This is a genomic window from Streptomyces sp. NRRL B-24572 (genome assembly GCF_002156145.1).
GTDB lineage: Bacteria > Actinomycetota > Actinomycetes > Streptomycetales > Streptomycetaceae > Streptomyces > Streptomyces vietnamensis.
Window position 1 is genome coordinate 1 of record NZ_MWIG01000531.1, and the last position, 11,322, is coordinate 11,322.

The following is an 11,322-nucleotide window of genomic DNA, read 5'->3' on the forward strand; positions in this document are numbered from 1 at the left end:
GCCGTCCGACTCAACGTCAGCAAGCTCGTCGCGGTCGGGGAGAGGGAAGCTTCCTGGCTGCAACTGGGCGCATATAACGAGGGTTCGTGGGGTGAGGAGTCGGTGCACGTGTCCGACGCGCAGGCGGCTGTCGACCTGTTGCGCAGGGAGCTGCGTCCGGGGGACGTCGTCCTTGTGAAGGCTTCCAGGTCGGTCGGTCTCGAACAGGTCGCGCTGGCGCTCCTCGACACCGAGGGCGAGGTCACCGGCCGATGAGGCAGATCCTCTTCGCGGGGGCCATCGGGCTCTTCCTGACCCTGATCGGCACGCCGCTGCTGATCAAGCTCCTTGCCCGCAAGGGGTACGGGCAGTTCATCCGGGACGACGGTCCGCGCGGTCACGCCGGGAAGAAGGGCACGCCCACCATGGGCGGCATCTCCTTCATCCTGGCCACGCTCATCGCGTACGCGCTTGCCAAGGTCATCACCGGTGAGGACCCGACGTACTCGGGCGTCCTGGTGCTGTTCCTCATGGCAGGCATGGGCCTGGTCGGCTTCCTCGACGACTACATCAAGATCGTCAAGCAGCGGTCGCTCGGTCTGCGGGCCAAGGCGAAGATGGCCGGCCAGCTGATCGTCGGCATCGCCTTCGCCGTGCTCGCGCTGCAGTTCGCGGACCTGCGCGGCAACACCCCGGCCTCCACGAAGCTCTCCTTCATCACGGACTTCGGCTGGTACATCGGCCCGGTGCTCTTCGTGGTCTGGGCGCTCTTCATGATCCTGGCCATGTCCAACGGCGTGAACCTGACGGACGGCCTGGACGGCCTCGCCACCGGCGCCTCGGTGATGGTCTTCGGCGCGTACACCTTCATCGGGCTCTGGCAGTTCCAGGAGTCCTGTGCCAACGCGATCACGCTGACCAACCCCAACGCCTGCTTCGAGGTCCGCGACCCGCTCGACCTCGCGGTCGTCGCCTCCGCGCTGATGGGCGCCTGCTTCGGCTTCCTCTGGTGGAACACCTCGCCCGCCAAGATCTTCATGGGTGACACCGGCTCGCTCGCCCTCGGCGGCGCCCTCGCCGGTCTCGCCATCTGCTCCCGTACGGAGCTCCTGCTGGCCCTGCTCGGCGGCCTGTTCGTGCTGATCACGATGTCCGTGGTCATCCAGGTCGGCTCGTTCAAGCTGACCGGCAAGCGCGTCTTCCGGATGGCGCCCCTCCAGCACCACTTCGAACTCAAGGGGTGGTCCGAGGTCCTGGTCGTCGTCCGGTTCTGGATCATCCAGGGCATGTGCGTGATCGTGGGCCTGGGCCTCTTCTACGCGGGATGGGCATCGGAAAAGTGACAGAACAGCTCGACTGGAACGGCAAGAAGGTCACCGTCGCGGGACTCGGGGTCTCCGGCATCCCGGCCGCCCGCGTCCTGCACGCCCGCGGCGCGCTCGTGACCGTCGTCAACGACGGCGACGACGAGCGCTCCCGGGCGCAGGCCGCGGAGTTGGAGGCGGAGGGCATCACCGTCCGCCTCGGCGACGGGGCCACCCTGCCGGCCGGCACCGAGCTGATCGTCACCGCCCCCGGCTGGCGGCCCGACAAGCCCCTCTTCACGGCCGCCGCCGAGGCGGGCGTGGAGATCTGGGGCGACGTCGAGCTCGCCTGGCGCCTCCGCGGCCCCGACGCGGCTCCCTGGCTCGCGGTCACCGGCACCAACGGCAAGACCACGACCGTGCGGATGCTCGCCTCGATCCTGGAGGCGGCCGGCCTGCGGACCGCCGCCGTCGGGAACATCGGCGTCTCGCTCCTCGACGCCGTCCTCGGCGAGGAGGAGTACGACGTGCTCGCCGTCGAGCTCTCCAGCTACCAGCTGCACTGGGCGCCCTCCGTCCGCGCCCACTCGGCCGCCGTGCTCAACCTGGCGCCCGACCACCTCGACTGGCACGGCTCCATGGAGGCGTACGCCGCCGACAAGGGCCGCATCTACGAGGGCAACCAGATCGCCTGCGTCTACAACGTCGCCGACCAGGTGACCGAGGACCTGGTGCGCGAGGCCGACGTCGAGGAGGGCTGCCGCGCCATCGGCTTCACCCTCGGCACCCCCGGTCCCTCGCAGCTCGGCGTCGTCGAGGGCATCCTCGTCGACCGGGCCTTCGTCGAGAACCGGCAGAAGAACGCCCAGGAGCTCGCCGAGGTCGCCGACGTCCAGCCCCCGGCCCCGCACAACATCGCCAACGCCCTTGCCGCCGCCGCCCTCGCGCGGGCCTTCGGCGTCGAGGCCAAGGCCGTACGGGACGGGCTCAAGGCCTTCCGGCCCGACCCGCACCGCATCGAACTGGTCGAGGAGGTCCAGGGAGTCACGTACGTCGACGACTCCAAGGCCACCAACACCCACGCCGCGGAAGCCTCGTTGGCCGCCTACGACCCGATCGTCTGGATCGCCGGCGGCCTCGCCAAGGGCGCGACCTTCGATGAGCTCGTGCAGCGGTCGGCGAAGCGCCTGCGCGGAGCCGTCCTGATCGGCGCCGACCGCGCCCTGATCCGCGAAGCCCTGGCGCGACACGCCCCGGAGGTCCCGGTGGTGGACCTCGACCGGACCGACACTGGGGCGATGTCCGAGGCGGTCCGCGAGGCGGCCCGGCTCGCCGCCCCGGGGGACACGGTCCTGCTCGCCCCCGCCTGCGCCTCGATGGACATGTTCACGAACTACAACAAGCGGGGCGAGGCCTTCGCGGACGCCGTCCGCGCCCTCGCCGCCACCGGGGACGCCTGACCCGACCAGCGGGAGGGTCCGGCCGGACCGGGCACGACTGGAGGGGACAGCGACCATGCCGAGCAAGATCGCCGGGACACGCCGGCCTTCCGCCGCACGCGGCGGAGGGCGGGCCCCCGCGACCCCGCGGCGGCCGCGCGGCGGAGGCGTACGGGGGGCGTACGAGCGGCTCCGCAAGGCCTGGGACCGGCCCCTCACGGCCTATTACGTGATCATCGGCGCGGGGCTGCTCATCACCGCGCTCGGCCTGGTGATGGTCTACTCCGCCTCGATGATCACGGCGCTCCGCTACGACCTGGTGCCCTCCTACTTCTTCCGGAAGCAGTTCTTCGCCGCGCTCCTCGGCACCGGACTGCTCCTGGTCGCCTCACGGATGCCGGTGAAGCTGCACCGGGCGCTGGCCTACCCGATCCTGGTCGGCGCGGTCTTCCTGATGGTCCTCGTGCAGATCCCCGGGATAGGGCACGCGGTCAACGGCAACCAGAACTGGATCTCGCTCGGCGGCCCCTTCCAGCTCCAGCCCAGCGAGTTCGGCAAGCTGGCGCTGATCCTGTGGGGGGCCGACCTGCTCGCCCGCAAACAGGACATGCGGCTCCTGACCCAGTGGAAGCACATGCTGGTGCCGCTGGTCCCGGGCGCCTTCATGCTGCTCGGACTGATCATGCTCGGCGGCGACATGGGCACCTCGATCATCCTCGCGGCCATCCTCTTCGGCCTGCTGTGGACGGCCGGAGCGCCCACCCGGCTCTTCGTCGGCGTACTCACGGTGGCCGGCGCGATCGGCGTGCTGCTCATCAAGACGAGCGCGAACCGGATGAGGCGCTTCGACTGCATCGGCGCGACCGACCCCGGCGGCGAAGGAGCCCCCTGTCTGCAGGCCGCGCACGGAATCTATGCTCTGGCCTCGGGCGGATGGTTCGGTTCCGGACTCGGTGCGAGCGTCGAGAAATGGGGCCAACTCCCCGAAGCGCACACCGACTTCATCTTCGCGGTCACCGGTGAGGAACTGGGGCTCGCGGGGACGCTGTCGGTACTCGCCCTGTTCGCGGCTCTAGGCTATGCGGGTATCCGCGTGGCCGGAGGCACGGAGGACCCCTTCGTGAGGTTCGCCGCGGGAGGTGTGACCACCTGGATCACGGCTCAGGCCGTGATCAACATCGGTGCGGTGCTCGGCCTGCTGCCGATCGCCGGTGTCCCGCTCCCGCTGTTCTCCTACGGAGGGTCGGCCCTGCTGCCGACCATGTTCGCCGTCGGGCTCCTCATCGCCTTCGCGCGACAGGAACCCGCCGCGAAAGCGGCCCTGGCCATGCGTCGCCCCGGCTGGGGCAAGCGGGCCGGGAAGAGATGGAAGTCGATGCGACGGCGCGTCAAGAAGCGCCCGTCCGGAGAGCGGTGAATTTCGGTGCATGTCGTACTCGCCGGCGGGGGGACCGCCGGCCACATCGAGCCCGCGCTCGCCCTCGCGGACGCCCTGCGCAGGCAGGACCCCAGCGTGGGGATCACGGCGCTCGGCACGGAGAAGGGCCTGGAGACCCGGCTCGTGCCCGAGCGGGGCTACGAGTTGGCGCTCATCCCCGCCGTGCCGCTGCCCCGCAAGCCCACCCCCGAGCTGATCACCGTCCCCGGGCGGCTGCGCGGCACGATCAAGGCGGCCGAGCAGGTCCTGGAGCGCACCAAGGCGGACTGCGTGGTCGGCTTCGGCGGCTACGTGGCCCTGCCCGGCTATCTCGCGGCCAAGCGCCTCGGGGTGCCCATCGTGGTCCACGAGGCCAACGCCCGGCCCGGCCTGGCCAACAAGATCGGTTCGCGGTACGCGGCCGGGGTCGCCGTCGCCACCCCGGACAGCAAGCTCCGCAACGCCCGTTACATCGGCATCCCGCTGCGGCACACCATCGCGACCCTCGACCGGGCGCGGGTGCGGCCCGAGGCGCGCGCCGCCTTCGGCCTCGACCCGAACCTGCCGACGCTGCTCGTCTCCGGCGGCTCCCAGGGCGCCCGGCGGCTCAACGAGGTGATCCAGCAGATCGCCCCGGTGCTCCAGCGCTCCGGCATCCAGATCCTGCACGCGGTCGGCCCGAAGAACGAGATGCCGCGCGTGGACAACATGCCCGGTATGCCGCCGTACGTGCCGGTACCGTACGTGGACCGGATGGATCTCGCGTACGCCGCGGCCGACATGATGCTCTGCCGCGCGGGCGCGATGACCGTCGCCGAGCTCTCCGCCGTCGGGCTGCCCGCCGCGTACGTCCCGCTGCCCATCGGCAACGGCGAACAGCGGCTCAACGCCCAGCCGGTGGTCAAGGCCGGCGGTGGGCTCCTCGTTGACGACGCGGAGCTGACGCCGCAGTGGGTGCAGGGCAACGTCCTGCCCGTACTGGCCGATCCGCACCGGTTGTACGAGATGTCCCGCGCCGCCGCCGAGTTCGGCCGCCGGGACGCCGACGACCTGCTCGTCGGCATGGTGTACGAGGCGATCGCCGCCCGCTAGCAGGCACGGCGGGGGACGGAAGGCAGGAGGCGCCCGGTGGCAGCCGGACCGACGACCGCGGAGAAGAGCGGCGCGAGCAAGTCGAAGGGGTCGTCGGGGCGGTCGTCCGGCGCGGGTGACCGGAACCGTCGGTTCCGGGTGCCCGCGTCCCGGGTGCTCCTCGTGGCGCTCGGTCTCGTCGCGCTCGTGGCCGGCGGGGTCTGGGCGCTCTACGGATCCACCTGGTTCCGTGTGGAACATGTGAAGACTTCCGGCACCCGGGTTCTGACACCGGCGGAGATCGAGACCGTCGCCGCCGTCCCGATGGACGCCCCGCTCGTCACCGTCGACACCGACGCGATCGAGGCCCGGCTCCGGCAGAGACTGCCGCGCATCGAGTCGATCGACGTGGTGCGGTCATGGCCGCACGGAATCGGGCTGAAAGTGACGGAACGGCAGCCCGTTCTCCTTGTCGAAAAGGGCGGAAAGTTCACCGAAGTGGACTCGACGGGCATGCGGTTCGCCACCGTCGACACCGCTCCGCGCGGCGTCCCCCGGCTCGTCCTCGACAGCGCCGCCTCGCCGAGTCTCCGCCGCTTCGGCGCGGACCGACTGCTCCAGGAGGCGGTCCGCGTCCGGGGTGAACTCCCGGCGGAGATCGCCCGGGACGCTCGTGTCGTACGCATCACCTCGTACGACTCCGTCACTCTGGAGCTGACCGGGGGGCGAACGGTCTTCTGGGGCAGCGGTGAGCACGGCCCGGTCAAGGCCCGGGTGCTGACCGCCCTCATGAAGGCCACTCCCAAAGCGGGGCACTTCGACGTAAGTGCCCCCACGGCGCCCGCCTCGTCGGGAAGTTGACGGGCATCTTCGCCGGTCAGGACCCTGGGTTGGCCACCGCTACGGGTGATCACATAGGGTGAAAAGAAAAACGGGAGGTTCGGCGTGTTCGTTGAACGTGCGCCACTTGTCGACTTAGTGTCCTGTTCGGAAGAGTCCTACGAACAGAGACACTGGTAACCCTAAACTTCAACGTTAGGGTTCGGGTCGGCGTTTCGGACCGTCCCAATCGGCATCCGTCGGAGCGGCGCGACCAACCGCGCAGCGACGACACGTAACTCGAGGCGAGAGGCCTTCGACGTGGCAGCACCGCAGAACTACCTCGCAGTCATCAAGGTCATCGGTGTCGGCGGCGGTGGTGTCAATGCCATCAACCGAATGATCGAGGTCGGCCTCAAGGGCGTCGAGTTCATCGCGATCAACACCGACGCACAGGCGCTGTTGATGAGCGACGCCGACGTCAAGCTCGACGTCGGCCGTGAACTGACCCGCGGCCTCGGGGCCGGGGCCAACCCGGCCGTCGGTCGCAAGGCGGCAGAGGACCACCGTGAGGAGATCGAGGAGGTCCTCAAGGGGGCCGACATGGTCTTCGTCACCGCCGGCGAAGGCGGCGGCACCGGCACCGGCGGCGCGCCCGTCGTCGCCAACATCGCGCGCTCGCTCGGCGCCCTGACGATCGGCGTGGTCACCCGCCCGTTCACCTTCGAGGGCCGCCGTCGCGCCAACCAGGCGGAGGACGGCATCGCCGAGCTCCGCGAAGAGGTCGACACCCTCATCGTCATCCCCAACGACCGGCTGCTCTCGATCTCGGACCGCCAGGTCTCCGTGCTCGACGCCTTCAAGTCGGCCGACCAGGTCCTCCTGAGCGGTGTCCAGGGCATCACCGACCTCATCACCACCCCGGGTCTGATCAACCTCGACTTCGCCGACGTCAAGTCGGTCATGTCCGAGGCCGGTTCGGCGCTCATGGGCATCGGCTCCGCCCGCGGCGACGACCGCGCGGTGGCGGCGGCCGAGATGGCGATCTCCTCGCCGCTCCTGGAGGCCTCCATCGACGGCGCCCGCGGCGTGCTGCTCTCCATCTCCGGCGGCAGCGACCTCGGTCTCTTCGAGATCAACGAGGCCGCGCAGCTGGTCAGCGAGGCGGCCCACCCCGAGGCCAACATCATCTTCGGCGCCGTCATCGACGACGCCCTCGGCGACGAGGTCCGGGTCACCGTCATCGCGGCCGGCTTCGACGGCGGCCAGCCGCCGGCCCGCCGGGACAACATCATCGGCTCGGTCTCGGCCAAGCGCGAGGAGCCGGCCCCGGCGCCCCGCATCACCGAGACCCCCCGCCCGCTGGGCGGCCTCGGCACGGTCGCCCCGCGCGAGGAGCCGGCCCCGATCCCGGTCGAGCCCGCCCCGGTCGTCAACGAGGTCCCGCCGGCGCCCGTCCCGCCGGTCGTCCCGCCGGCCCGTCCGTACGCGGACAGCCAGGCCGAGGAGCTGGACGTCCCGGACTTCCTGAAGTGATAGGACAGCGCTTCGACGCGAACGGCGCCCACTTCGCCTTCACCGACCGGTGGGGCGGGGTGAGCGCCGTTCCGTACGAGGAGCTCAACCTCGGTGGAGCGGTCGGGGACGAGCCCGCGGCCGTCCTCGCCAACCGGGCGGCGGCCGCCGGAGCCCTCGGGCTCGACCCGGCGCGGGTGGTCTGGATGAACCAGGTCCACGGTGCCGAGGTCGCCGAGGTCGACGGCCCGTGGGGGGACGCGGAGATCCCGTCCGTCGACGCGATCGTCACCGCCAGGACCGGCCTCGGCCTCGCAGTCCTCACCGCGGACTGCGTGCCCGTCCTCCTCGCCGACCCCGTCGCCGGAGTCGTCTCGGCCGCCCACGCCGGGCGGCCCGGCATGGTCGCCGGAGTCGTACCCGCCGCCGTCGCGGCGATGGTGAAGCTCGGTGCCGACCCGGCCCGGATCGTCGCCCGCACCGGACCCGCCGTCTGCGGCCGGTGCTACGAAGTGCCGGAGGAGATGCGCGCCGAGGTCGCCGCCGTCGAACCGGCCGCGTACGCGGAGACCTCCTGGGGCACCCCCGCCGTCGACGTCGCCGCCGGAGTGCGCGCGCAACTGGAGCGGCTCGGGGTCCGGGACGTCGAGGACGCCGGGGTCTGCACCCTGGAATCGCGCGACCACTACTCGTACCGCCGCGATCGCACCACAGGGCGACTCGCGGGATATGTCTGGTTGAACCGAGAAGAGACATGACGGATCGCAAGTCGGAACTCGCCGCGAACCTCGCCGCGGTGGAGGAGCGCATCGCCGCCGCGTGCGCCGCCGCCGGACGCGCGCGGGAGGAGGTGACCCTGATCGTGGTCACCAAGACCTACCCCGCGAGCGACGTGAGGATCCTGCACGAACTCGGTGTGCGGCACGTCGCCGAGAACCGGGACCAGGACGCCGCCCCGAAGGCGGCGGCCTGTGCCGACCTCGATCTGAGCTGGCACTTCGTGGGTCAGTTGCAGACCAACAAGGTCAGATCCGTGGCGGGTTATGCCGATGTGGTGCAGTCCGTCGACCGCCTGAAGCTCGTTTCCTCCCTCTCCGCGGCCGCGGAGAAGGAGGGGCGCGAGCTCGGCTGTCTGATCCAGGTCGCGCTCGACGCCGAGTCCGGCGAGCGGGGCGACCGCGGAGGTGTCGCGCCGGACGGGATCGAGGAGTTGGCCGCGGCCGTGGACGCCGCGCCCGGGCTGCGGCTCGACGGACTGATGACCGTCGCCCCGCTCGCCGGGGAGTACGCGGGCCGGCAACGGGCCGCCTTCGATCGGCTGATGGATTTGTCGACTGCCCTGCGCGCGACCCGTCCGGCTGCGAACATGGTGTCAGCAGGGATGAGTGCGGACCTCGAGGAGGCCGTCGCTGCCGGGGCGACACACGTACGCGTCGGTACGGCGGTACTCGGTGTCCGCCCGAAGCTCGGGTAACGTCGCGAAGCAAGTCGGACCACAGCAGAAAATATGGTCATTCCGCAGAACGGCGGAGTGGCCCGTGGATCGCCGGCACTTGGTGACAAGGCCGATCCACCACAGAGCGGAGGACTCAGAGAATGGCCGGCGCGATGCGCAAGATGGCGGTCTACCTCGGCCTCGTGGAGGACGATGGGTACGACGGCCGGGGCTTCGACCCCGACGACGACTTCGAACCCGAGCTGGAGCCGGAGCCCGAGCGCGACCGGCGCCACACCCCCCCGCGTCAGGTGGAGCGCGAGGAGCCGGTCCGAGTGGTGCAGCCTCCGGCCCCCCGGGAGCCGATCGCTCACTCTGTCCCGGTACTCGCCGAAAGCGGACGTCCGGCCCGAATTGCCCCCGTGGCATCCATCACACCCGAACGTCCGAGCCTGGAGAAGAACGCACCGGTGATCATGCCCAAGGTCGTGTCCGAGCGGGAGCCGTACCGCATCACCACGCTGCACCCGCGGACCTACAACGAGGCCCGTACCATCGGGGAACACTTCCGTGAGGGCACCCCGGTGATCATGAACCTCACGGAGATGGACGACACGGACGCGAAGCGACTTGTCGACTTTGCCGCCGGACTCGTCTTCGGGCTCCATGGCAGCATTGAGCGCGTGACGCAGAAGGTGTTCCTGTTGTCGCCTGCTAACGTCGATGTCACGGCGGAGGACAAGGCCCGGATCGCAGAGGGCGGATTCTTCAACCAGAGCTGAGAACACGAGAACCGGACGGACCGGTCGCGAAGCGGCCGGACAAGCGAGAGCACGAAAGCCAGGGGAGAGGGAAACGCGGGATGGGCGTCGCACTACAGGTGGTCTACATCGTGCTGATGTGCTTCCTCGTCCTCCTGATCGTCCGGCTTGTCATGGACTACGTCTTCCAGTTCGCCCGTTCATGGCAACCCGGTAAGGCGATGGTGGTCGTCCTTGAGGCCACCTACACTGTCACCGATCCACCGCTCAAGCTTCTGCGGCGACTCATCCCGCCGTTGCGTCTCGGGGGCGTGGCACTCGACCTGTCCTTCTTCGTTCTGATGATCATCGTCTACATCCTGATCTCCATCGTGAGCAGCTTCGCGAGGTGATGGTGGAGGAACGAGTGGACGATACGGTCTTGCCGACTGCCGACGACTACGTAGAGGTGAAGAAGAGATGCCGCTGACCCCCGAGGACGTGCGGAACAAGCAGTTCACGACCGTCCGCCTTCGAGAAGGCTATGACGAGGACGAGGTCGATGCCTTCCTCGATGAGGTCGAAGCCGAACTGACCCGCCTGCTCCGCGAGAACGAGGACCTGCGCGCCAAGCTGGCCGCCGCGACGCGTGCCGCCGCGCAGAACCAGCAGCAGGGCATGCGCAAGCCCCCGGAGCCGCAGGATCGTCCCGTCGGTCCCGGCGCGCCCGTGCCCGCCGCCATATCCGGACCGCCGGCCCCTCAGCAGCAGCAGCCGCAGATGGGTCCGCCGCAGCTGCCGTCCGGTGCCCCCGCGCTTCCCGCCGGCCCCATGCAGGGCGGCCCCATGCAGGGCGGGCCCATGGGTCCCGGCCCGATGCAGGGTGGCCCCATGCAGGGCGGACCGATGGGTCCCGGCCCGATGCAGGGCGGCCCCATGGGTCACCCGCAGCAGCAGCAGATGCAGCCGCCGCAGATGCAGCAGCCGCAGCAGGGCCCCGGTGGCGACAGTGCCGCGCGTGTCCTCTCGCTCGCCCAGCAGACCGCCGACCAGGCGATCGCCGAGGCGCGCTCCGAGGCCAACAAGATCGTCGGCGAGGCGCGCTCCCGCGCCGAGGGCCTGGAGCGGGACGCCCGCGCCAAGGCGGACGCTCTTGAGCGGGACGCGCAGGAGAAGCACCGCGTCGCGATGGGCTCCCTCGAGTCCGCCCGCGCCACGCTGGAGCGCAAGGTCGAGGACCTGCGCGGCTTCGAGCGCGAGTACCGCACGCGCCTGAAGTCCTACCTGGAGTCCCAGCTGCGTCAGCTGGAGACCCAGGCGGACGACTCGCTGGCTCCGCCGCGCACCCCGGCCACGGCCTCGCTGCCGCCGGCCCCGTCGATGGCCTCGGCGGGCGCGAGCGCGCCGTCCTACGGTGGCAACGGCGCGATGGGCGGTGCGCCGTCCATGGGCGGTGCCCCCTCCTACGGCGGCCAGCAGCAGATGTCCCCGGCGATGACCCAGCCGATGGCTCCGGTCCGGCCGCAGGCGCCCCAGCCGATGCAGCAGGCGCCGGCGCCGATGCGGGGCTTCCTGATCGACGAGGACGACAACTGAGGCGGCG

The 11,322-nt window shown here is 70.5% G+C and carries 11 protein-coding genes and 1 pseudogene; all 12 read left to right on the forward strand.

Features of this window, described 5'->3' with window-relative positions; all coding sequences use genetic code 11:
• A pseudogene (locus tag CCN56_RS29015) lies at window positions 1-255 on the forward strand (UDP-N-acetylmuramoyl-tripeptide--D-alanyl-D-alanine ligase); the annotation flags it as partial.
• Entirely contained in the window at window positions 252-1,322 is a 1,071-nt protein-coding gene (mraY, locus tag CCN56_RS29020; protein ID WP_086830943.1) for a phospho-N-acetylmuramoyl-pentapeptide-transferase, read from the forward strand. The pseudogene CCN56_RS29015 and the gene mraY, both read left to right, overlap by 4 nt.
• Window positions 1,304-2,743 (forward strand): UDP-N-acetylmuramoyl-L-alanine--D-glutamate ligase, encoded by a 1,440-nt coding sequence (gene murD, locus CCN56_RS29025; RefSeq protein ID WP_086830944.1) that lies wholly within the window; start codon window positions 1,304-1,306, stop codon window positions 2,741-2,743. The genes mraY and murD overlap by 19 nt, the downstream gene beginning before the upstream one ends.
• 55 nt (window positions 2,744-2,798) lie before the next feature.
• A complete protein-coding gene (gene ftsW, locus CCN56_RS29030; RefSeq protein WP_086830945.1) occupies window positions 2,799-4,139 on the forward strand; it encodes a putative lipid II flippase FtsW in 1,341 nt (446 codons plus the stop codon).
• Window positions 4,140-4,145: 6 nt separating this feature from the next.
• Window positions 4,146-5,231 carry an undecaprenyldiphospho-muramoylpentapeptide beta-N-acetylglucosaminyltransferase gene (gene murG / locus CCN56_RS29035; protein WP_041128780.1) on the forward strand — a complete coding sequence of 362 codons (1,086 nt, stop codon included), beginning with the start codon at window positions 4,146-4,148 and terminating at the stop codon, window positions 5,229-5,231.
• A gap of 36 nt (window positions 5,232-5,267) precedes the next feature.
• Complete coding sequence (locus CCN56_RS29040) at window positions 5,268-6,071, forward strand: cell division protein FtsQ/DivIB (protein ID WP_086830946.1); 804 nt, start codon at window positions 5,268-5,270, stop codon at window positions 6,069-6,071.
• Between the two features lie 279 nt (window positions 6,072-6,350).
• A complete protein-coding gene (gene ftsZ, locus CCN56_RS29045) occupies window positions 6,351-7,565 on the forward strand; it encodes a cell division protein FtsZ (protein ID WP_041128778.1) in 1,215 nt (404 codons plus the stop codon).
• A complete protein-coding gene (gene pgeF / locus CCN56_RS29050; protein ID WP_086830947.1) occupies window positions 7,562-8,302 on the forward strand; it encodes a peptidoglycan editing factor PgeF in 741 nt (246 codons plus the stop codon). Before ftsZ ends, pgeF begins: the two co-directional genes overlap by 4 nt.
• Window positions 8,299-9,018 (forward strand): YggS family pyridoxal phosphate-dependent enzyme, encoded by a 720-nt coding sequence (locus CCN56_RS29055; protein WP_041128776.1) that lies wholly within the window; start codon window positions 8,299-8,301, stop codon window positions 9,016-9,018. The genes pgeF and CCN56_RS29055 overlap by 4 nt, the downstream gene beginning before the upstream one ends.
• A gap of 122 nt (window positions 9,019-9,140) precedes the next feature.
• The gene (locus tag CCN56_RS29060) at window positions 9,141-9,761 is read left to right on the forward strand and encodes a cell division protein SepF (RefSeq protein WP_030693462.1); all 621 of its coding nucleotides are present in this window, start codon (window positions 9,141-9,143) and stop codon (window positions 9,759-9,761) included.
• 80 nt (window positions 9,762-9,841) lie between these two features.
• On the forward strand, window positions 9,842-10,132 hold the full coding sequence (locus tag CCN56_RS29065) for a YggT family protein (protein ID WP_017238790.1): 291 nt from the start codon (window positions 9,842-9,844) through the stop codon (window positions 10,130-10,132).
• A 67-nt stretch (window positions 10,133-10,199) separates the two neighbouring features.
• Window positions 10,200-11,315: a DivIVA domain-containing protein gene (locus tag CCN56_RS29070; RefSeq protein ID WP_041128775.1), complete on the forward strand. Its 1,116-nt coding sequence runs from the start codon at window positions 10,200-10,202 to the stop codon at window positions 11,313-11,315.
• Window positions 11,316-11,322 lie beyond the last annotated feature (7 nt).